We start from the raw sequence: 22,184 nt of genomic DNA on the forward strand, positions 1-22,184 counted from the left end.
GCGCTGTGGGGAGCCAGGCGATGGACAAGCATGCGGATACGGAAATCTTCGGACACCTGCCATCGGGTGAGCCGGTTCATCGTGTCGTACTCTCCGGTGGTGGCCTTACTGCCTATATCCTCACCTGGGGCAGCGTGATCCAGGATCTGCGGCTGGATGGCCATGAGCCGCCGCTGGTGCTCGGGTTCACCGATCTCGAAAGCTATCTCGACCATTCCCCCTATTTTGGCGCGACGCCCGGCCGCTGCGCCAACCGTATTGGCGACGGTCGCTTCACGCTCGACGGCAAAACCTACCAGCTCGAATGCAATGAAAAAGGTGTGACCCACCTGCATGGCGGCAGCGACAACATCGGCAAGCGCAACTGGACGATCGTCAGCCACACACCGGACAGCGTCACGTTGGCGATCACCGACCCGGACGGCCGCGCCGGCTATCCCGGCAGCTGCCAGATCCGCTGCACCTACCAGCTCAAAGCCGGCGGCGTGCTCAGTGTCGTCTACGAGACGGAGACCGATCGGCCGACACTCGCCAATGTCTGCCAGCACAGCTATTTCAATCTCGATGGCGGCACGGACGCGCTTGGCCACGACATCATGATCGCCGCCGACCATTATCTGCCGACCAACGAGTTCCAGGTCCCGACGGGCGAAATCCGCCCGGTCGAAGGCACCGCCTTCGATCTCAGGGAAATGACCTCGCTCAAGCGCCAGACCGAGGGCGAACGCATCGCCTACGACCACAATTTCTGCCTTTCGCCGGAGCGCATGGCAAAACACTCAGTCGCCTTTGCCCGCAGCCTCAATTCCGGCGTGACGATGGAAGTGCTGACGACCGAGGCTGGCGTCCAGCTCTATACCGGCTTCAAGCTCGACGTGCCGGTGCCCGGCCTCGAAGGACGCCGCTACGGCGCCTTTGCCGGTTTCTGCCTTGAAACCCAGGTGTGGCCGGACGCGGTCAATCACGAGGGCTTTCCGAACGCGGTTCTGCGCCCCGGCGAACTCCGCCGCCAGGAAACCGACTATGTCTTCATGAAGAGCTGACAGGCGAGCGCATCGGCGCTGACAGCAGAGACAAGACGGCTGCTGCGTTTCGCCCGGGGCGAATGCATTGGCCGAAGCCAAAAGCATTTACAAGTAAAATGGTTGGGAAAATTGGAGCGGGTGAGGCGATTCGAACGCCCGACCCCAACCTTGGCAAGGTTGTGCTCTACCCCTGAGCTACACCCGCTCATTACCTCGGTCCGGGGGTAGTCGGTGGACCGTGGGTGCCGCGCTGTCTTGCGGCGACGGGCGCTATATGGCCTAAGCGATTTTGGAATGCAACAGGGAAATGTCGAGAAAGCGAATATTTTTTGGAAGCCTCCCCGGGAAGCCCGCAAATGCCGCGTTTTCGCGCCGCGCCGCCGTCTCTGAGATTGCACGCCGCGGCCGTTCTCCCCTAAAGCAGACTGGAAAAAAACGGAGCGGCAGGAGAATCACCCTCATGAACGAAGCGCAGCCGAAGACCGCGGACGAACTTTTCCGCTTTCTCGACGACCTCGGCATCGAACACAGCACCAAAAAACACGAGCCGGTGTTCACCGTGGCCGAATCGGTGGCATTGCGCGACGAAATCCCCGGCGGTCACACCAAGAACCTGTTCGTGAAGGACAAGAAGGACAACTACTTCCTTTTGACCGTAGAGGAACACGCGACCGTGGATCTGAAGACGGTACACCAGGTCATCGGTGCTGCGAGCAAGGTTTCCTTCGGCAAGCCGGAGAAGCTGATGGAATATCTCGGCGTCATCCCGGGAGCGGTGACCGCACTCGGCGCCATCAACGACACCGGCGGCAACGTCAAGGTGATCATCGACGAGGAATTGATGAAGTTCGATGTGATCAACTGCCACCCGCTTTCCAACGACGCGACGACCTCGATCGGCTCGAACGACCTGTTGCGCTTCATGGAAGCGACGGGACATGAACCGCTTGTCTTGAAAGTGACAGCCTGACATACGATCTTTGGCGCGAATGCAGGAAGCCGGATCACGAACCGGCGAGGAGAGAAGAATGACGGGCAACGACAATCCCTATGCAGGGTCCTTCGGCAACCAGATGACCGCTTCGGCTTCCTTCGGCGGCCAGCCGGCCGCGGCCGCCGCACCGGGCGGCGACCTGATCAAGGAAACGACGACCGCCAACTTCAGCAAGGACGTGCTGGACGCCTCGCGCCAGCAGCCTGTTCTCGTCGATTTCTGGGCGCCCTGGTGCGGACCATGCAAGCAGCTGACCCCCGTGATCGAAAAGGTCGTGACGGAAGCCGCCGGCCGCGTGAAGCTCGTCAAGATGAACATCGACGACCATCCGTCGATCGCCGGCCAGCTCGGCATCCAGTCGATCCCCGCCGTCATCGCCTTCGTCGGTGGGCGACCGGTCGACGGTTTCATGGGTGCCGTGCCTGAAAGCCAGATCAAGCAATTCATCGAAAAGATCGCCGGCCCCGCCGTCGACGACAGCAAGGCCGAGATCGAGGCAGCACTTGCCGACGCCAAGGGGTTGCTCGAAGCGGGCGATGCCGAGAACGCCGCCGGGCTCTTCGGCGCCGTGCTGCAGGCAGACCCGGAGAATGTGGTGGCTATTGCCGGCATGGTCGATTGCATGATCACGCTTGGCCAGATCGCCGAAGCGCGCGAAGCGCTTACGAGCCTGCCGGAAGATCTTGCCAAGGATGCCGGCATCAGCGCGATCGCCAAGAAGCTTGACCAGATCGAAGAAGCCCGCAAGCTCGGCGATCCGAACGCCCTGGAACAGCGGTTGGCGGCAAACCCTGACGACCATGAGGCGCGCATGATGCTCGCCAAGATCCGCAACGTGGAAGGCGACCGCAATGGCGCGGCCGACCACCTGCTGACGGTCATGAAGCGCGACCGGGCTTTCGACGACGATGGCGCACGGCGCGAGCTCGTCTCGTTCTTCGAAGTCTGGGGCCCGAAAGACCCGGCGACGATCGCCGCCCGCCGCAAGCTGTCGTCGATCCTCTTTTCCTGAGCAGAGCAGCAAGATCGGTGCGTTTTTCCCTTGAGATTTTCGAAGGGCGCACCATTTCTTGATCTGGTTGGCTATGCCTATGGGCGTGGCGGGGCAGAACCGGACATCTGCAAGGTCAATTGGAATGCATGTCGGAAATGCACGTTATCTTGGTCCGCAGGACTTGCCGGAGATCATTCCGGTGTTTCCGCTGACCGGTGCGCTGCTGCTCCCGGGTGCCCAGCTGCCGCTCAACATCTTCGAGCCACGCTACCTGGCGATGCTCGACGACGCTCTTTCCGGCAATCGGCTGGTCGGGATTGTCCAGCCCTCCTTCTGCGAAGGCCGCAACGACATCGGCGTCGGGCCGGTGCCCGCGCTCTGCGAGGTCGGCTGCATCGGCCGCATCACCTCCTTTGCCGAAACCGGCGACGGCCGCTACATCACCTCGCTGACCGGCGTATGCCGCTACCGACTGTTTAACGAGGTGGCCGGCACACGCGGCTATCGCCGCTTCCGTATCGGGCCCTTCACGGCCGATCTCGAAAATCGCGACGATGAAAGCCTTGTCGATCGCTCGGCGCTGCTGGCAGCCTTCAGGGCCTATCTGGAGGCCAACAAGCTGAAGGCCGACTGGGAGAGTGTCGAGCGCGCCAGCAACCGCACGCTGGTCAACTCCATGGCGATGATGTCGCCCTACGGACCGGCAGAAAAACAGGCGCTGCTGGAGGCCCCCGACCTCAAGACCCGCGCCGAGACGCTGATTGCCATTACCGAGATCGTGCTTGCGCGCAATTTCGGCGATGTCGACAACATTCTGCAGTAAGCGAGGGGTCATGGACGTCAACGCCAGCAAAGTCGATCCGAAACTGCTCGAACTGCTCGTCTGCCCGTTGACCAAGGGCCGGCTCAGCTATCGCGCCGAAGCCAATGAGTTGATCTCGGAAAAGGCACGGCTCGCCTATCCCATCCGCGACGGTGTGCCGATCATGCTGATCTCCGAGGCACGCAAGATCGAGGACTGACGCCAGCGGCCGATCCCACATCCTTTGACGATCAGTCAAGGAATAGCCCGTAAGTTGCCTGGACTATCGGTAGCTCGGCGGGACACGATGAACATCTGGCACTACGTCGTCGCGATCGTGACTCTGACCGCGCTTGGCGCGGCGGTCCATGTCTTCCGCTCGTCGTTCAATTTCATTCCCGATCGCTTCAATGCCGCGCCCGGCCAGTTCTGGCGCAATCACGCCATCGACGACATGCTGAGTGCGAACTACGGTTTCTGGGACATGGTCGCCGGGACCGAATACGACGAGGACGGATTTTACGAGTTCTTCAGCCGCAGAAATCTACGCATCTGCTTCACGTGGACGATCGCGATCGGCATGACATTGCTGTTGTCGTACCAGGATCTGCAAGACAAATTCACTGCCGTCGTCGATGTCGCGCCCGGCTGGCTCTGGGCGCTTTTCGTCTACCGGATCGAGAATCTCACCATCTTCTGACCCCTCAGATCGGCTGGCCGGAAAGCAGCCGCGGGTCCGCGTCGCCGGCAACGCCGGCCGCCTGGCGGATGAAGAAGCTTTTGAGGGACGGCAGCCGATCGACAAGACCGAGACCGAAGTCGCGGGCGATCCTGACGGGTGTAATGTCGTTCGAAAACAGTCGGTTGAGCACATCCGTGGTCACCCCCATGCGGAAGGTGTCGAACCGGCGCCAGCTCTGGTAGCGCTCGAGGATAGCAAGCGAACCGATATCGAGCCCGAGACGATCCGCCTCGACGATCGTCTCGGCCAGCGCCGCCACGTCCTTGAAGCCGAGATTGAGGCCCTGGCCGGAGATCGGGTGGATCCCGTGGGCGGCATCGCCCGCAAGCGCAAACCGCGGTTTTACGAAATCGCGCGCAAGGGTCAGGCCGAGCGGAAAGGCGCGACGGCCGCCGACAACCTTGAGATGGCCAAGCCTGTGGCCGAAGCGGCGCTCCAGCTCTTCTTCGAAGAGGAAATCGTCGCCCTTGACCAGGCGCTCCGCGTCCGCAGTGCGCTCGGTCCACACCAGCGACGAGCGATTGTTCTTGAGCGGCAGGGTGGCAAAGGGGCCGGCCGGCAGGAAATGCTCCTCGGCCGTGCCTTCGTGCGGGCGCTCATGCTCGACGGTGGTAACGATGCCCGACTGGCCATAGTCGAATTCGACCGTCTTGATGCCGGCCGCATCGCGCAGCTTCGAGCGCACGCCATCGCAGGCAACCAGCAGACGGGCCTCCAACTGCTCGCCGCCGGTAAGCGTCACCGCAACCGCATGATCGCCGCTCTCGAAGGTTTCGACCATGGTCGACTGCCGCACGGTTACACCAAACTCCTCGCAGGCGGCGCGCAGCGCGCCGACCATGGCCGTGTTCGGCACCATATGGGCAAAGGGCCGCCCCTCCTCCCCCTCGCCGTCGAAGGTGAGGAAAACCGGGCGCACCGGATCGGATGTCTTCGAATCGGTGATGACCATGCGCCGGATCGGCTCGGCCTCCGGCACAATCGCCTGCCACACGCCGAGAACATCGAGCATGCGCTCAGCTGCCGAGGCGACGGCAGAGGCGCGCTCGTCGCGCTTCCAGGCGCCTTCCGGCGCACCGTCTATGACGGAAACTTCGAGATGCGGTGCCGCCTTCTTCAGCGATACCGCGAGCGAAAGGCCGACATAGCCGCCACCGGCAATCAACACATCGATCATCCGCTTTCTCCCGTCGCACTTGAGCATCGTTTCATGCCTATATAGATCAATGCCATCGCCGTTCCTACCATCGGAGACAGCCGAAATGTCGCGCCCCACTGAGACCGCAACGCCCATGGATGCGCTGCTTGCCACACTCGACCTCGAAAAGCTCGAGGAGAACCTGTTCCGTGGCCGCAGTCCCCAGGTCGGCTGGCAGCGCGTGTTCGGCGGCCAGGTGATCGGGCAGGCGCTGGTCGCAGCCCAGCGCACTGTCGACGAAGGCCGCTACGTGCACTCGCTGCACGCCTATTTCATGCGCCCAGGCGATCCGTCCGTGCCGATCATCTACGAGGTGGACCGCATCCGCGACGGCTCGAGCTTCGCCACGCGGCGTGTCGTCGCCATCCAGCACGGCAAGGCGATCTTCTCAATGTCGGCGTCGTTCCAATATGACGAGGACGGCTTCGAACATCAGATCGACATCCCCAACGTGGCGATGCCGGAAACCCTGCCGGGCGAGCAGGAGCTGAAGGACAAGTTCCTGGCGCACGCCCCCGAAGCGATCCGCCGCTACTGGGAGCGGCCACGGCCGATCGAGATCCGGCCGGTCTCGCTCACCCACTATTTCGCCCGCAACGATGGTAAGCCGACCCAGGACGTCTGGGTCAAGGCCGTCGGCCATGTGCCCGACGAGCGCCACCTGCAGGCGGCCGTGCTTGCCTACCTCTCGGACATGACGCTGCTCGACACGTCGCTCTATGCCCATGGCACGTCGGTGTTCGATCGCAACCTGCAGGTTGCAAGCCTCGATCACGCCATGTGGTTCCATCGCCCCTGCAAGATGGACGACTGGCTGCTCTATACCCAGGACAGCCCCAGTGCCCATGGTGCCCGCGGCATGACCCGCGGCAGCCTTTTTGACCGTTCCGGCGTGCTGATTGCCTCGGTGGCGCAGGAAGGCCTGATCCGGAAAAAGGCAGCTGAACAGGAATAGGGCACTTATTCTTTTCTGCCTATTTTTTAATCTTCTAAAGTGACGATTTTTTAGCGCGTCGCGGCACCGTCGCTGTGCGTGATAATTTTCCCATGCCTTTTCATAGGTTTAGCGTGCCACGACGAATCTGGCACGCCCCTTGAATGTAGCTGTCCGGTTGCACGGCGCTTTCAGCGTTCCGCAGCAAGGAGAGATGGCCTCCGACCGGAGGCGAACAAGGATGGGAAACCGATGAAAATTGTGATGGCCATTATCAAGCCGTTCAAGCTCGATGAGGTTCGCGAAGCCCTCACTGCTGTTGGCATCCAGGGCCTGACCGTAACCGAGGTTAAAGGCTACGGCCGCCAGAAGGGACATACTGAAATCTATCGCGGCACCGAATACGCCGTGAGCTTCCTGCCAAAGCTGAAGATCGAGATCGCGGTCGCCTCGGAGGTCGTCGACAAGGCCGTGGAAGCGATCGCCGTTGCCGCCAAGACCGGCCAGATCGGCGACGGCAAGATCTTTGTCTACTCCATTGACCATGCCGTGCGCATCCGCACCGGCGAAACCGATTCAGAAGCGTTGTAAGCCACGCCGTTCAGGGAGCACTACTCGATGTCGTCAAGCAAACTTTCCACCTCTCTGGTCAGGATCGGCGCAGCCTCTGCCGCCCTTCTTGCACCGGTCGTCGCCTTTGCCCAGGAAGCCGCACCGGCAGCCGCCGCTGCCTCCACCGCAGCACCCGTTCCCGACAAGGCCGACACGGCCTTCATGTTCATCTCCACGCTGCTCGTCTTCTTCATGCTGATCCCAGGCCTCGCGCTGTTCTACGGCGGCCTCGTTCGCGCCAAGAACATGCTGTCGGTCCTGATGCAGTGCACCGTCATCGGCGCAACGATGATGATCGTCTGGGTCGTCTATGGCTATTCGTTCGCCTTCGGCGGCTCGACCAACCCCTATTTCGGCGGCTTCGCCAAGATGTTCCTCGCAGGCGTCTCGGTTGACAGCACGTCGGCCACCTTCTCCCAAGGCGTGGTCATTCCGGAATACATCTTCATGCTGTTCCAGATGACGTTTGCAGCGCTGACGCCGGCCCTCATCATCGGCGCCTTTGCCGAGCGCATCAAATTCTCGGCGGCCGTGCTCTTCTCCGTCCTCTGGGCAACCTTCGTCTACTTCCCGATCGCCCACATGGTCTGGGACGGCAACGGCCTGCTCTTCGGCATGGGCGCCCTCGACTTCGCCGGCGGCACCGTCGTGCACATCAATGCCGGTGTTGCGGGCCTCATCGGCGCGATCATGGTCGGCAAGCGCACCGGTTTCGGCAAGGACATGATGGCACCGCATTCGATGACGCTGACGCTCGTCGGCGCAGCGATGCTGTGGTTCGGCTGGTTCGGTTTCAACGCCGGCTCCAACCTCGAGGCATCAGGCGGCGCGATGCTCGCAACCGTCAACACCTTCCTCGCGACCGCAGCAGCCATCCTTTCCTGGTCGGTCGTCGAAACCTTCACCCGCGGCAAGGCCTCGATGCTCGGTGCAGCCTCGGGCATGATCGCCGGCCTCGTCGCCATTACGCCTGCCGCCGGCATCGCCGGCCCGATGGGCGCGATCGTCATGGGCCTGATCGTTTCGCCGCTGTGCTACTTCTTCGTCTCGGTGGTGAAGAACAAGTTCGGCTACGACGACACCGCTGACGTCTTCGGCGTTCACGGCGTCGGCGGCTTCTTCGGTGCGCTGGCGACCGGCATCTTCGCATCGTCATCGCTCGGCGGCATCGGCTATGCCGACGGCGTCACCATGGGCGGCCAGTTCATGACCCAGCTCACCGCCGTCGCCATCACCATCATCTGGTGCGGCGTGGTCTCGGCCATCCTCTACAAGGTGGTCGACGCGATCGTCGGGCTCCGGGTCTCGGTCGAAGCCGAACGCGAAGGTCTCGACCTCTCGTCCCACGGCGAAGCCGCCTACCACAGCTAAGCCAATCGCGGCGCCGTCAACAGGCGCCGCTCAACGTCCCGTCGCGGTCCGTCTGATACGGATCGCCTTTGGCCCGGATCGACTGATCCGGGCTTTTTTTCCCTTTCATGCGGATTGCACGCCTCGCCCACCGGTATTTTAGCGGCATACACGCATGGTTAATGTCGCATTAACCGTGCTTCGCTTAGGTTGATTCCATGGCACGCAATGTGTCTTGAAGATCGAGACGGGCAGCAGGCAACATGAGCAGAAGCAATCCGGCAACGCTTGACAGCCGTTCCAACCGGTTCGTGCTAACCACATTCGTATGGCGACAGATCGCGTCGCTGGCGGGCTTTGCGCTGTTTGGCGCACTGGCGCTGGCAATCGCGGCGCTATCGACATGGAACGTTGCCGACCCGAGCTTCTCCTACGCCACCTCCGACGAGCCGACCAACGTGCTCGGTTATGCCGGCGCGGCCTTTGCCGACATCTTCATGCAGTTTTTCGGGCTTGCAAGCGTCGTCGCCCTGCTTCCGGCCGTTGCCTGGGCGCTGGTGCTGATCGGCGGCAAGCGCTTCGACAAGATCTTCAAGCGCCTCGGCCTCTGGTTCGTCGGATCGGTGCTTGCAGGCGCGGCCTTGAGCTGCGTCCCGGCGCCGATCACCTGGCCGCTGCCCAACGGCCTCGGCGGCGTCTTCGGCGACATGATCCTGCGGTTTCCCGCGCTGTTCACCGGCGCCTTCCCGACCGGCACCTTCGCTACCGTGCTTGCCTGCATCTTCGCCGCTCCTGCCGCCTGGTGCCTGATCTACAGCGCCGGCCTGATCGGTGTCGGCGAGGAGGAGGACGAAGACGAGATCGAGGCGCCGACGCCGAGCAAGGCGCGCACCGTGCGCGACGAACTGGACGAAGACGACAGCGAAGGCCCCTTCACCCTGCTGATGGGCTCTTTCGCCCACTTGCGCTACACCGTGCAGGCACGCGTCCGCCGCATCTTCGGCATGAGCGGTACCCGCACGCCGACGAAGCGCCAGTACGATGAGCCCTACGATTTCAACAATGACGAATTCGGCACGCTGAACGAGCCGGTCCGGCCGAAGCCGATGGCCGGCGACCGCATCGAACCTTCGCTCGACCGTTCCGAGCGCCGCATCGTCACGCCACCGCCGATCATGGCTGATGACGATGACGACATGCCCTTCGACATGGACGAGCGCCGCCCCGCCGGCATTCTGTCCGATGACGAGGACGACGATCTTGACGCAGCAGCCGACTGGGCGCCGAAAGCAGCACCGCCGAAGCAGGGTCTGCCGAAGGCCGGCTCGCGTGTTGCCACCCCGCCGCCTCGCCCGAAGACCAGCCAGCGGCTCGAGCGCGAGGCGCAGCGCTCCTTCGTCGAGGACGATGACGGCGATTTCGCGCTGCCGCCAATGCATTTCCTCGCCGAGCCGAAGAACGTCACCCGCGACGCTTCGCTCTCCGCCGACGCGCTGGAGCAGAACGCCCGCATGCTCGAAGGTGTGCTTGAGGACTTCGGCGTCAAGGGTGAGATCATCCACGTCCGCCCGGGCCCGGTCGTTACCCTTTATGAACTGGAGCCGGCGCCGGGCATCAAATCCTCCCGGGTCATCGGCCTTGCCGACGACATCGCCCGCTCGATGAGCGCCATTGCTGCCCGCGTCGCCGTCGTGCCGGGCCGCAACGCCATCGGCATCGAATTGCCCAACCAGCGCCGCGAAACCGTTTATCTGCGCGAACTGATCGGCTCGCGCGACTTCGAGACCAGCAAGGCGCGCCTGGCCATGGCGCTCGGTAAGACCATCGGCGGCGAACCGGTGGTCGCCGATCTCGCCAAGATGCCGCATCTGCTCGTCGCCGGCACCACCGGCTCGGGCAAGTCAGTGGCGATCAACACCATGATCCTGTCGCTGCTCTACCGCCTGCGTCCCGACCAGTGCCGCCTGATCATGATCGACCCGAAGATGCTCGAACTCTCCGTCTATGACGGCATCCCGCACCTGCTTTCGCCCGTCGTGACCGACCCGAAGAAGGCGGTCGTCGCGCTCAAGTGGACGGTGCGCGAGATGGAAGAGCGCTACAAGAAGATGTCGAAGATCGGCGTGCGCAACATCGACGGCTTCAACACCCGCGTCGAGCAGGCGCTGGCCAAGGGCGATGCGATCACCCGCACGGTGCAGACCGGCTTCGACCGCCAGACCGGCGAGGCGATCTACGAGACCGAGGAATTCGATCTGTCGCCGATGCCCTATATCGTCGTCATCATCGACGAAATGGCCGACCTGATGATGGTCGCCGGCAAGGACATCGAAGGCGCGGTGCAGCGGCTGGCGCAGATGGCGCGCGCTGCCGGCATTCATGTGATCATGGCGACGCAGCGCCCGTCGGTCGACGTCATCACCGGTACGATCAAGGCCAACTTCCCGACCCGCATCTCCTTCCAGGTGACGTCGAAGATCGACAGCCGCACCATCCTTGGCGAACAGGGTGCCGAACAGCTGCTCGGCATGGGCGACATGCTCTACATGGCCGGTGGCGGACGCATCCAGCGCGTCCACGGTCCCTTCGTCTCCGACACCGAAGTCGAGGAAGTCGTCGCCTATCTCAAGACCCAGGGCACACCGCAATATCTCGACGCGATCACCGAAGATGACGATGAGGACAATGACGGCGGCGGCCCCGCCGGCACGTCCAATCTTGCCGATTCCGACGACCCCTACGACCAGGCGGTGGCGATCGTTCTGCGCGACGGCAAGGCCTCCACATCCTATGTGCAACGTCGCCTCGGGATAGGCTATAATAGGGCCGCTTCACTGATCGAGCGCATGGAACAGGAAGGCATCATCGGCCCGGCAAACCATGCCGGCAAACGGGAAATCCTCGTGCCGACCGAAGCGGAAATCACTGGCCGGTAAACCCGGCTTTCGTCCCGGGCGATGATCCATGCCCGGTAACGGTCATGTGAGAGCGCGGCCCGCCGAAGGCCATGAAAAACGCCTTGAAGGTGCCGCACTTGCGCTCCAGATGATTCAGGAAATGAAGGAGACTGTGATGACAGAGACGAAAACCACCCTGGGCAGCAATCCGGCGATGTCGCGCCGTGTATTCGTTTGCGGCCTCGCGGCGCTCGCGGGCATGGGTGGCGCCGGTCTTGACGTCACCAAGGCCTTTGCCCAGGCCCCGGCCTCCGCCCAGAAGATCGCCGATCATTTCTCGTCGGTGAAGACCATGTCCGGCGAATTCGTGCAGTTCGGCCCGCGCGGCGAGCAGACCGGTGGCAAGTTCTACATCCGCCGCCCCGGCCGCATCCGCTTCAACTACGAGGCGCCTTCGCCGATGCGCGTGATTTCCGACGGCAAGTCGGTGGTCATCGGCAATATGAAGCTGAAGACCTGGGATATCTACCCGCTCTCCAAGACGCCGCTGAACCTGTTGCTCAGCGAGCGGATCGACCTGACCGGCAAGATGGTGCGCGACGTCAAGGAAGAATCAGACCTCATCACCATCGTGCTCGGGGATCGCTCGATCTTCGGCGATTCGACCATCACCATGATGTTCGATCCGAAGACCTACGACCTGCGCCAGTGGACGATCACCGATGCGCAGAAGAAGGACACGTCGGTGATGATCTTCAACGTCCGGACCGGCATCGCGCTCGACGACAAGGTGTTCAAGATTCCTTACGACGAGGTTCGCAACAAACGGGGCGGCTAAGACCGCCTCAGCATAGGCATTGTGGACATCGGCCGCCCACTGCATGTGTCCTCGGATCCGATCTAAGGATAAAACATGCAGCGCGTCAAAGTGCGCAGCGACCTTTTCATGCATTCCTTGTCCCGACGCGCCAGACCTGCTTAAACCTCCCCGACATCGAAAACATATCCGTCCTGAGCCGGCTTTCCATTCGTCGAACGCCCGGACCTACCCAATCATGGGGAATGAGCAATGGCCCTTTCCGTCGCCACGTGGAATATCAACTCCGTTCGCCTGCGCATGCCGCTGATCGAACATCTGCTGAAGACCTGGCAGCCCGACATTCTCTGCCTGCAGGAAACCAAGTGCCCGAACGACCAGTTTCCGTCAAAGCCACTCAAGGCACTCGGCTACAACCATATCGAGATGCACGGCCAGAAGGGCTATCACGGCGTCGCGACGATCTCGCGTCTGCCCCTGCACGAGCTTAGCGACCGCCGCGACTATTGCGGCGTCGGCGATGCGCGCCACCTTTCGGTGGTGTTCGAGGCGGGCGGCAAGAAGATCCGCCTGCACAATTTCTACGTTCCCGCCGGCGGCGACGAACCGGACAGGTCGATCAACCCGAAGTTCGGCCACAAGCTCGATTTCGTCGATGAGATGAAGCTGCTGCACGCCGAAGCCGAGGCGGGCATCTCCTCCATCCTCGTCGGCGACCTCAACATCGCGCCGCTCGAGGACGACGTCTGGTCGCACAAGCAACTCCTGAAGATCGTCAGCCATACGCCGATCGAAACCGAGGGCCTCAACACGGTGATGAACGGCGGCGCCTGGGTCGACCTGATGCGCCAGCATGCGCCGGCGCCGACCAAGCTCTATACCTGGTGGAGCTACCGCGCGAAGGATTGGGAAGCGGCCGACCGCGGCCGACGCCTCGACCACATCTGGTCGTCGGCCGACCTCGCGCCGAAGCTGACGCAGGTGGATATCCTGCGGGAAGCGCGCGGCTGGGAGCGGCCGTCGGACCATGTGCCGGTGATCGCGCATTTCGATATTTAGAGCGGCAACGCTCTACTGCGTGTTTCCTTAAATCCTATTCGATTTAAGGATAAAAACATGCAGCAATTCAAAGTGCTACAGCGCCGCGCGTCTAATAAGACGCGCGGCGCTGTAGCACGATCAGCTGCATCAAGAAAAGATGAGTAAAAATCTCATATTTTTCTTGATCCTGTTTTTCGAAGCGATTATCCCTTTTTGCGAGCGGCGGGGACACCGCCTCCGGCGGCTAAGCAGCCGTCGTTTCCATTGATTTTCGGGTGCTTCGCTCCGGGCCAGTCCGGAGGGCTTTCGTGCGCCCGCAAAAGGGGCCAGATCATGCGCAAGATTTTTCCGAACAGACCCGTTCGCACCTCGCTTCGTTCCCTTTCGGCAACAACGGCACTACTCGCGATCACGATCGGACTGCTATCAAATTCCGCCACCGCGCAGACGGCCACGAGTGAGAAGACGACACGGCTGCAGAAGATCGAGGTTTCGGCCGCACAGGCGGCCACCAGCATCGCCGAGGACAATGATACCATCGCACCGTCGCGCAATATCACGGCGCTGAAGACCGACACGCCACTGGTCGAGACCCCGCGCTCGGTCTCCGTCGTCACCCGCAAGGAACTGGAGGAGCGTGGCGCCCAGGACATGATCCAGGCAACCCGCTATGCCGCCGGTGTTACCACCGGCGCCTTCGGCTTCGACCCGCGCTTCGACCAGATCTACATTCGCGGCTTCGAGACGACCACAACCGGCGACTTCCGCGACGGCCTGCGCCAGCCCTATATGAACTACGGCACCTTCCCGACCGAGATCTACGGTCTCGACCGCATCGAGATCATCAAGGGACCGGTGTCGGTGCTGTACGGCGCCGCCGGTGTCGGCGGCATCGTCAACCGCATTTCCAAGATGCCGCAGGACGACACGCACCGCGAGGTCGAAGTTCAATACGGCACGATCGGCCGCGCCCAGACGGCCTTCGATTTCGGCGGCCCGGCGACCGCCGAAGGCGACTTTCTCTATCGTATCGTCGGTCTGCTGCGGAACGGCGAAACCAGCTACGACGTTGCCGACGACCGCTACCTGCTGCAGCCCTCCTTCACCTGGAAGCCGGACGAGGCAACGTCGCTGACCGTCTACGGCCTCGGACAGAAGGGCGAGAGCGATGCCAGCCCGCGGGTGTTCGAATATGGCGGCAAGCTGCTGCGCTACAGCGATCCGGAATACGATCACCAGAAGGTGCGGCAGTATCAGGCTGGCTTCAAGCTCGAGCACGAATTCGACAATGGCCTGATCTTCCGTCAGCACGCCCGCGTCAGCGACATGGATTTGGACGCCCGCTATCTCGAGTTCGGCACGGCAACTGGCAATGTCTACGAGCGGTCGCCGGTCGCGATTACCGACAATCAGCGCACCTACCAGATCGACAACCAGTTGCTGGCGACCTTCGATACCGGCGCCATCTCGCACACACTGCTGACCGGCCTCGACTATACCTGGATCACGTCAGACTTCGGGCTCGGCTTTGGCGCCAGCGATCCGGCCTATCGCTTCGACCTCGACAATCCGACCTTCGGCATCACCGGCCCGACGCCCGCGCTCACCAGCTTCAGTGGCCGCGATCTGCGCCAGACCGGCATCTATGCTGAGGACCAGGCGGAATTCGGCAACTGGCGCGCCGTCGCCGGCCTGCGCCACGACTGGGTGGACCAGACGAGCACCAACAAGAACACCGGTGCAGTCGACCGCAAGGACGACGGTGAAGTCACCGGCCAGGTGGGCCTGCTCTACCTCTTCGACAACGATATTGCGCCCTACGCCAGCTACGGCACGTCCTTCGTGCCGAGCACGCAGCTCTCGGCAGATGGTACGGTTCTGGATCCGACGACGGGCGAGCAGATCGAACTGGGCATCAAATACCAGCCGGAAGGCGAGGCCTATTCGCTGAGCGCCGCCGTCTACCGGATCGTCGAAACCGGGGCGCCGCAATATGTCGCGGACGCGTCGCTGCCCGTCGGCTACTACTACAAATCTTCGGGCGAGGTGACCACCAAGGGCTTCGAGGTCGAGGCGCGACGCGAATTCGACAATGGCTTCAGCCTGATCGCCGCCTACACCTACAACGACGCCGAGATCACCGGGAACGTCAATCCCGCACTGATCGGCAACGTGCCCTCGACCAAGCCGCGCAACATCGCATCCCTCTGGGTGAACTACCTCGTGCCAGACGATACGCAGCTCGCCGGTCTCAGCCTTGGCGGCGGTATCCGCGCCACCTCCAAGTCCTTCACCTCCGACGACAATACGGCGGAAAACGGCGGCGCCGTCTACTTCGACGCGTCGATCGCCTATGATTTCGGCGTGAAAAATCCCGATCTGAACGGATTGTCGCTGGCCGTCAGCGCAACCAACATTGGCGACCGGCGCGAAGAAGTCTGCACCGACGGTTACTGCTACTTCGGCCAGGGCCGCACCGTGCTCGGCACGCTCAAGTACAAATGGTAGGTGAAAACGCCTGGCGTGCGACCGTCTATCGGGAGTGCGTCAGGCGAAACGGCCGGCCAGTGCGCCTGCGCGGCGGATCATCGCCTGCAGGTTCTCGCGGATGCGCGCCTCCACGAGGGCGGCAACTTCCGGGTATTCTTCCAGCATGCGCCGGAACAGCGGGCGATTGATGCGGATCACTTCGCTGTCTTCGTCCGCGGTCGCGGTAAACTTGCGTTCCACCATCGAGATCAGCGCCAGTTCCGAGAGAAGCGCGCCGCGGCCGACGGTGGTGACATCCTCCATCGCGCCGTCGGCATTGGCTTTCGAAAGCGAGAGGCTGCCGCTGGCAATGGCAAAGGCGCAATCGGCCGGAGCGCCCTCGCGAAACAGCTCCTGCCCTTTGAACACGCGTCGACGTTCGGCGCCAAAGGCAATCAGCCTCAGCTTGTCCTCGCTGATATCGGCAAAAAGCGGCACATTGGACAGAAGAACGATGTCGTCGTTGAGCGCCAAACGGCTAACCTCCCTGAATCACGATGCTCCGGGGTTCGAAACCCAAGAGCATAGCAATCGATGCAAATAGTCCGAAGCAGCTGACGTGCGGAGAAATCATCGGACGTCGCCGCCTCACGGAACGATCTTGTAGCCGCCGTTCTCTGTCACCAAAATCTCGGCATTGGAAGGGTCTCGCTCGATTTTCTGGCGGAGCCGATAGACATGTGTTTCGAGCGTATGCGTCGTCACGCCGGAATTGTAACCCCAGACTTCTTCGAGCAGCACGTCGCGCGTCACCACCTTCTGGTCGGCGCGATAGAGATAGCGGATGATCGCCGCTTCCTTTTCGGTCAGCCGGATCTTCTGGCCGTTTTCGAGCGTCAGCAGCTTCTGGCTCGGCTTGAACGTGTAGGGACCGACACTGAAGGTCGCATCTTCGCTCTGTTCGTGCTGGCGCAGCTGCGCGCGGATACGGGCGAGGAGGACGGCGAAGCGGAACGGCTTGGTGACATAGTCGTTCGCGCCGGCTTCCAGACCGAGGATCGTATCCGAATCCGTGTCATGACCGGTGAGCATGATGATCGGCGCCTTGAAGCCGCCCTTGCGCAAGAGCTTGACCGCCTCGCGCCCGTCCATGTCGGGCAGACCGACATCCATGATCAGCAGATCGACCTGCTGGGCGCGCGCCGCCTGTATCCCCTTGCCGGCAGTCGCTTCCTGAAGAAGATCGAACTCCTCGTACAGCGAAAGCTGTTCGACCAACGTTTCGCGCAGGTCATTGTCGTCGTCGACAAGAAGAATGGTACGGGTCGCCATGGGACAATTCCTGTTTGCTTCCGGTTTCAAACTAGCTCAAATGCCCGTGTTGGCAAGCGAACCGGTTTTGGAACCTCGTTATATATGCAACCGTGCTTATGGTGCCCGCCAAATCACGGACAATTCAAAAATCTGTGAGAGAGATGCGCAAGAAAACGTCGGGAAGAAGGCCAGTCAAATCCGTCATCACCGTCCGGCCTGCCCCGCTTGATCGCAGGCGTGCACTGGTTACCTTCGATGGCCGCACGGAGCAAGCGGCCATCGGCCGCAGCGGCATTACCAGCCGCAAGCGCGAGGGCGACGGTGCCACGCCGCGCGCCGCGATGAAACTCATCGGCGGCTATGTCAGGCGCGACCGCATCCTGCTGCCGCCGACGCCGCTGCCGATGCGGGCCACGCGTAACGGCATGCTCTGGTGCGACGCTCCCAGTCATGCCCGCTACAACCGTCCAGCCAATGCGCCCTTCGCGCCGAGCCACGAGGACATGATGCGCACGGACAGGCTCTACGACATCTGCCTGGTGATGGACTGGAACCTGACCAGCCGGCGCCGTTATGCCGGGTCGGCAATATTCTTTCACCTCATCCGCCCCGGATACGAGCCGACCGAGGGCTGCGTCGCCATAAGCCTTGCCGCCATGCGCCGGCTGATCCCGCATCTGCGTCGCGGCACCGTCGTCAAAGTTGTCTAATGTCGACGCTGCAATATGAGGCATGACCGGCGATCGAAAGAAGAATTCGGAAAGCATAGATCACGCGAGAAACCTCACCGGCCACAACCATCAACACTTCCGCAAGCTCTGGTGTCTATGTAGCCTCAAGCGAGATTTGCAGGACGAGTGCTGCCGATGCTGACCAAGACGGCCAAAGCGATACCGGCGACCGACGGACGGTTCTTCGGGATAAAAGAGGTTCGTGATAGCGCGGACGGCGTCTCGCAAGGTTCCGACATTGCGCAGCTGCTCGACTGGGTCGAATCCTATCTGATGGCCGGCCATTCCGATCTCGGACGAACCGGCGCTGTCTGCCCCTTTACCCGCCAGGCCGCCAAGATCGATACCGTCCGGTTGGCGATTTCTGACGCGCGCGCCGAGGACGAAGACACGGTCTTTGCGCTCATCCGTGGCGCATTCGGCGAACTCGAAGCCATCCCCTGCAAACCCGCGATGAAGCATTTCCGCACGGTGATCGTTGGCTTTCCTGACTGCGCCGATGCGGATGGGATCGCGATGTTGAAGCGCATCCAGCGGCGGCATCGGTTCTATTCACTCGCCCGCGCCCGGATGATCGGCATGATGCATGCAGGCTCCGAGGATCGCGGCCTGTGGAACCCGGACTTCCGACCACTGCGCTCGCCGATGCCGGTTCTCGCGATCCGGCATCTGGTCGAGAACGATGCCCCGTTCGCCGCTCTCCACCCCGCCCTCATGGTTGCCTATCTTGCCCGTTTCCCGATCAGAGGAACGCGGCGGCTCGTCAATCACTTCCGAAGCGGCTGAGCCATGCCCGGCCGAGCGACGTCGCCGATCGCCGACGCAGTTGAGATAACTCCGAGCTCTCAGCTTTTGGGCGACAATCTCCAAATCAGTTGCGTCACAAGTCTCGAAGGCTTCGAGGCCCTGCACAAGGAATGGGACGACCTGTTCGAGCGGACGGCGGAGCCTCAGCAGGTGTTCCAGCGTCATATCTTCCTGCGACACTGGGCGCGGCACTATCTCGATCCAAAGACGCAGCTCTGCATCCTCATCGGTCGTATCGACGGGCGTCTCGTCACCCTCTGGCCACTGGTGCGCCGGCGCAAGCTTGGTTTTGATGTGCTTGGTTTCATGGGAGCGCCGGTGACCCAATTCGGCGACGTGCTCGTCGAGGCCGGCGAGAACAGACACGCCTTGCTCGAAGCCGGCTGGAACGCCGTCGCATCGCTCGGCGCCGATCTCTTCGAAGCACGGCGGGTAAGAGCGGATGCTGCCCTATGCGGATCGGTGATCCCAAGCGGCGCCTCCTTGCCTGGCGACGTGCAGGCGCCTTTCGCAAGCCTGTCACGGCGGGTGACAGCCGATGGCCCCGGCATCGCCTATTCCGCACGCGAGCGCTCGAACTATCGGCGCCGGCTGCGAAGGCTGCGAGAGCACGGCGACATCACCTTTACCGAGCCGGAGCCGGGGTCAACAGCCGCAACGGCCGCAGCCGCTGCCATCACCATCAAGAAGAACTGGCTGCTCGAAAACGCGATCCTGTCGCCGACCGTCATGGACAGCCGCTTCCAAGCGTTCTTCGAGGACCTGGCCGGCGATCCCGGCGCCGGCCTCTGCGCCTCGACGATCGCCTGCGATGGGCGGCCGATCGGCGTCGATCTGTCCTTCGATTGCAAGGGCCACACCTTCGGACACGTGCTGGCAACCGACCCTGGCTATGACCGCGAGGGCCTCGGGCGGCTGCTGATCCACCGGACATTCGCGGCCGCCGCCGATCGCGGCAGCCGTGTCTTCGACCTGCTGGCGCCAGCGGATGGCTACAAGATGCAGCACGCCGACGGGCTGGTTGCCGTCAGCGACTATGCTTTCGCGTTCTCCTGGCGCGGCTGGCTGCTGCGCGAGCTTGTCATGGCGCGGCTGCAACCGGCGGCCAAGGTCTTGGCAAAGCGCCTTCCGTCCGCCCTTGTGCGCAGGCTGGCAAAACACAAGATCTGATCCAATCAGGCAAGCCGGCGCGGCCTCAGGCGAGTTGGCGCGGCGTGACGAAATCGATGAGACGGCACCGGCCCGATGCCAGGTCCTCCCAACTGGAGCCGTCGAACGCGAGTACGGCAAGCGCCGCTGTCGGAAACTTCTCCCGCATGCGCGCGAGCGCCTCCTGCCTGCCCGATCCGGCCAGCAGATGCGCAAGTTCCTCCATGCCCGGATTGTGGCCAACGACAAGCAGGTTACGGATATCAGGGTCAACGGCGCGAATGGTCGCCAGAATGGCGGGTGCCCCAACTTCGTAGATGTCGCGCGTCTCACGGGTGGGGATTGGCGGCGGCAGGTTATCCCGAACCAGCGCCCAGGTTTCCCGCGCACGTCGCGCAGTGGAAACGATCGCGAGCCCCGGGATCAGCCCTTTGCGCTTCATATCTGCGCCGATCAGTGGCGCCGCCTTGCGGCCGCGCTCGCCGAGCGGCCGGTCGTGATCCGGCACGCCGTCCGGCCATGCGGACTTGGCATGGCGCAACAGCATCAGGCGGTATGTTTTCGCCCCGCGATCCCCGGCCATCACGTCCTCCTTCGCAGCGAAGTACGATCTACTCCGTCAGGTCCATTCTGGCATCGCTTCGACGTTTTGTCCCCGTACTGCATAATTCCTTAAATCGGAATCGATTTAAGGAGGAAATTATGCAGCAGGTTTAATGCGCTACAGCGTCCTTTGCGCCTCATATCTGACGCGCAAAGGACGCTGTAGGAGTGAACCACAAAAAAGGCCGCCCCGAAGGGCGGCCATCAACGCCGGAAAGCTCAGGAACCGGCTTATTTCCACTCGCGCCAGCTTACTTCCACTCACGAATGTCGACGAAATGTCCGGCGACCGCTGCGGCCGCCGCCATTGCCGGCGATACCAGATGTGTGCGTCCCTTGAAGCCCTGGCGGCCTTCGAAGTTACGGTTGGAGGTCGAGGCACAGCGCTCGCCCGGCTTCAGCCGGTCGTCGTTCATCGCCAGGCACATCGAGCAGCCCGGCTCGCGCCAGTCGAAGCCCGCTTCCCGGAAGATCTTGTCGAGGCCTTCGGCTTCCGCCTGCTCCTTGACGAGGCCGGAGCCCGGAACAATCATCGCCGAAACGGTCGGCGCAACCTTGCGGCCTTCGACGACAGCGGCAACGGCGCGCAGATCCTCGATGCGGCCGTTGGTGCACGAGCCGATGAAGACGCGGTCGATGGCGATGTCAGTGATCTTGGTGCCGGGCTTCAGGCCCATGTAGTCAAGCGCGCGCCACTTGGAGGTGCGCTTGTTTTCTTCCGGGATCTCGTCCGGGTTCGGGACGATGCCCTGAACCGAGATGACGTCCTCAGGCGACGAACCCCAGGAGACGATCGGCGGCAGATCGGCAGCGTCGAGCACGACGACGCGATCGTAATGCGCGCCTTCGTCGGTGTGCAGCGTCTTCCAATAGTCGAGCGCCATTTCCCAGGCCTTGCCCTTCGGCGCGCGCGGCTTGTCCTTGATGTATTCGAAGGTCGTTTCGTCGGGCGCGATCAGGCCGGCGCGGGCACCGCCTTCGATCGTCATGTTGCAGATGGTCATGCGGCCTTCCATCGACAGCGAGCGGATCGCTTCGCCGGCAAACTCGATGACGTGTCCGGTGCCACCGGCGGTACCGATCTCACCGATTATGGCAAGGATGATGTCCTTGGCGGTCACACCTGGCGGCAGCTGGCCGTCGACGCGCACCAGCATGTTCTTGGCCTTCTGCTGGATCAGCGTCTGGGTCGCAAGCACGTGCTCGACTTCCGACGTGCCGATGCCATGCGCCAGCGCGCCGAAGGCACCATGCGTCGAGGTGTGGCTGTCGCCGCAAACGATGGTCATGCCCGGCAGCGTGAAGCCCTGCTCCGGGCCGACGATGTGCACGATGCCCTGGCGCTTGTCGTTTTCCGAGTAGTATTCGACACCGAACTCGGCTGCGTTCGTGGCGAGCGCCTCGACCTGGATGCGGCTCTCCTCGTTCTTGATGCCGAGATGGCGATCAGGTGAGGTCGGCACGTTGTGGTCGACGACGGCGAGCGTCTTTTCCGGAGCGCGGACCTTGCGGCCAGCCATGCGCAGGCCCTCGAAAGCCTGCGGGCTCGTCACCTCATGAACGAGATGACGATCGATGTAGAGAAGACAGGTGCCATCGTCCTGGCTGTTGACCAGATGGTCGTCCCAGATCTTGTCATAGAGAGTACGCGGTGCGCTCATGGCGATATATCCATCGAATTTTCAGAAGTAAGGGAAAAGCCGGC

21 protein-coding genes and 1 tRNA gene are annotated in these 22,184 nt (G+C 62.4%); 16 read left to right on the top strand and 6 right to left on the bottom strand.

Features of this window, described 5'->3' with window-relative positions:
- The first annotated feature begins 20 nt into the window (after positions 1-20).
- Complete coding sequence (locus J3R84_RS16930; protein WP_025425148.1) at positions 21-1,043, top strand: aldose epimerase family protein; 1,023 nt, start codon at positions 21-23, stop codon at positions 1,041-1,043.
- A 112-nt stretch (positions 1,044-1,155) separates the two neighbouring features.
- On the opposite strand, the gene J3R84_RS16935 is transcribed toward J3R84_RS16930, so the two are convergent.
- Positions 1,156-1,230: transfer RNA gene (locus J3R84_RS16935), tRNA-Gly, on the bottom strand.
- A gap of 255 nt (positions 1,231-1,485) precedes the next feature.
- On the opposite strand from J3R84_RS16935, the gene J3R84_RS16940 reads away from it, so the two are divergent.
- The 5 genes from J3R84_RS16940 (at position 1,486) to J3R84_RS16960 (ending at position 4,515) form a co-directional block, all read left to right on the top strand.
- Positions 1,486-1,995, top strand: coding sequence for a prolyl-tRNA synthetase associated domain-containing protein (locus J3R84_RS16940; RefSeq protein ID WP_025425149.1), 510 nt, complete (start codon positions 1,486-1,488; stop codon positions 1,993-1,995).
- A gap of 58 nt (positions 1,996-2,053) precedes the next feature.
- Positions 2,054-3,031, top strand: a complete 978-nt coding sequence (gene trxA, locus J3R84_RS16945; protein WP_025425150.1) for a thioredoxin — start codon at positions 2,054-2,056, stop codon at positions 3,029-3,031.
- Between the two features lie 124 nt (positions 3,032-3,155).
- Positions 3,156-3,836: an LON peptidase substrate-binding domain-containing protein gene (locus J3R84_RS16950; protein ID WP_025425151.1), complete on the top strand. Its 681-nt coding sequence runs from the start codon at positions 3,156-3,158 to the stop codon at positions 3,834-3,836.
- A 10-nt stretch (positions 3,837-3,846) separates the two neighbouring features.
- Entirely contained in the window at positions 3,847-4,035 is a 189-nt protein-coding gene (locus J3R84_RS16955) for a Trm112 family protein (protein ID WP_025425152.1), read from the top strand.
- A gap of 87 nt (positions 4,036-4,122) precedes the next feature.
- On the top strand, positions 4,123-4,515 hold the full coding sequence (locus J3R84_RS16960; protein WP_025425153.1) for a hypothetical protein: 393 nt from the start codon (positions 4,123-4,125) through the stop codon (positions 4,513-4,515).
- Positions 4,516-4,519: 4 nt separating this feature from the next.
- Here the strand turns inward: J3R84_RS16960 and J3R84_RS16965 are convergent, their stop codons facing one another.
- Complete coding sequence (locus J3R84_RS16965; protein ID WP_057210855.1) at positions 4,520-5,734, bottom strand: ubiquinone biosynthesis hydroxylase; 1,215 nt, start codon at positions 5,732-5,734, stop codon at positions 4,520-4,522.
- An 85-nt stretch (positions 5,735-5,819) separates the two neighbouring features.
- On the opposite strand from J3R84_RS16965, the gene tesB reads away from it, so the two are divergent.
- The 7 genes from tesB (at position 5,820) to J3R84_RS17000 (ending at position 15,914) form a co-directional block, all read left to right on the top strand.
- A complete protein-coding gene (tesB, locus tag J3R84_RS16970) occupies positions 5,820-6,710 on the top strand; it encodes an acyl-CoA thioesterase II (RefSeq protein WP_025425155.1) in 891 nt (296 codons plus the stop codon).
- 231 nt (positions 6,711-6,941) lie between these two features.
- On the top strand, positions 6,942-7,280 hold the full coding sequence (locus tag J3R84_RS16975; RefSeq protein WP_025425156.1) for a P-II family nitrogen regulator: 339 nt from the start codon (positions 6,942-6,944) through the stop codon (positions 7,278-7,280).
- A 27-nt stretch (positions 7,281-7,307) separates the two neighbouring features.
- Complete coding sequence (locus tag J3R84_RS16980; protein WP_203529676.1) at positions 7,308-8,672, top strand: ammonium transporter; 1,365 nt, start codon at positions 7,308-7,310, stop codon at positions 8,670-8,672.
- Positions 8,673-8,914: 242 nt separating this feature from the next.
- Positions 8,915-11,587: an FtsK/SpoIIIE family DNA translocase gene (locus J3R84_RS16985; RefSeq protein WP_025425157.1), complete on the top strand. Its 2,673-nt coding sequence runs from the start codon at positions 8,915-8,917 to the stop codon at positions 11,585-11,587.
- Positions 11,588-11,723: 136 nt separating this feature from the next.
- Positions 11,724-12,386 (top strand): outer membrane lipoprotein carrier protein LolA, encoded by a 663-nt coding sequence (locus J3R84_RS16990; RefSeq protein ID WP_025425158.1) that lies wholly within the window; start codon positions 11,724-11,726, stop codon positions 12,384-12,386.
- Between the two features lie 231 nt (positions 12,387-12,617).
- Positions 12,618-13,424, top strand: coding sequence for an exodeoxyribonuclease III (locus tag J3R84_RS16995; RefSeq protein WP_025425159.1), 807 nt, complete (start codon positions 12,618-12,620; stop codon positions 13,422-13,424).
- Positions 13,425-13,739: 315 nt separating this feature from the next.
- Positions 13,740-15,914 (top strand): TonB-dependent siderophore receptor, encoded by a 2,175-nt coding sequence (locus J3R84_RS17000; RefSeq protein ID WP_025425160.1) that lies wholly within the window; start codon positions 13,740-13,742, stop codon positions 15,912-15,914.
- A gap of 39 nt (positions 15,915-15,953) precedes the next feature.
- On the opposite strand, the gene J3R84_RS17005 is transcribed toward J3R84_RS17000, so the two are convergent.
- Both J3R84_RS17005 and J3R84_RS17010 read right to left on the bottom strand, forming a co-directional pair.
- Complete coding sequence (locus J3R84_RS17005; protein ID WP_025425161.1) at positions 15,954-16,409, bottom strand: cyclic nucleotide-binding domain-containing protein; 456 nt, start codon at positions 16,407-16,409, stop codon at positions 15,954-15,956.
- Positions 16,410-16,523: 114 nt separating this feature from the next.
- Entirely contained in the window at positions 16,524-17,207 is a 684-nt protein-coding gene (locus J3R84_RS17010) for a response regulator transcription factor (protein WP_025425162.1), read from the bottom strand.
- Between the two features lie 143 nt (positions 17,208-17,350).
- Between J3R84_RS17010 and J3R84_RS17015 the strand changes: the two genes are divergently transcribed.
- The 3 genes from J3R84_RS17015 (at position 17,351) to J3R84_RS17025 (ending at position 19,897) form a co-directional block, all read left to right on the top strand.
- On the top strand, positions 17,351-17,899 hold the full coding sequence (locus J3R84_RS17015) for a L,D-transpeptidase family protein (protein ID WP_025425163.1): 549 nt from the start codon (positions 17,351-17,353) through the stop codon (positions 17,897-17,899).
- A 156-nt stretch (positions 17,900-18,055) separates the two neighbouring features.
- Positions 18,056-18,706, top strand: a complete 651-nt coding sequence (locus J3R84_RS17020; protein ID WP_128090482.1) for a DUF6875 domain-containing protein — start codon at positions 18,056-18,058, stop codon at positions 18,704-18,706.
- 3 nt (positions 18,707-18,709) lie between these two features.
- Positions 18,710-19,897, top strand: a complete 1,188-nt coding sequence (locus tag J3R84_RS17025; RefSeq protein WP_081788825.1) for a GNAT family N-acetyltransferase — start codon at positions 18,710-18,712, stop codon at positions 19,895-19,897.
- A 25-nt stretch (positions 19,898-19,922) separates the two neighbouring features.
- Here J3R84_RS17025 and J3R84_RS17030 read toward each other — a convergent pair whose 3' ends face one another.
- Complete coding sequence (locus tag J3R84_RS17030) at positions 19,923-20,459, bottom strand: SixA phosphatase family protein (RefSeq protein WP_025425166.1); 537 nt, start codon at positions 20,457-20,459, stop codon at positions 19,923-19,925.
- Positions 20,460-20,730: 271 nt separating this feature from the next.
- Positions 20,731-22,140, bottom strand: coding sequence for a 3-isopropylmalate dehydratase large subunit (gene leuC / locus J3R84_RS17035; protein WP_025425167.1), 1,410 nt, complete (start codon positions 22,138-22,140; stop codon positions 20,731-20,733).
- Positions 22,141-22,184: the final 44 nt, after the last annotated feature.

The organism is Ensifer canadensis, from assembly GCF_017488845.2.
Lineage (GTDB): Bacteria > Pseudomonadota > Alphaproteobacteria > Rhizobiales > Rhizobiaceae > Ensifer > Ensifer canadensis.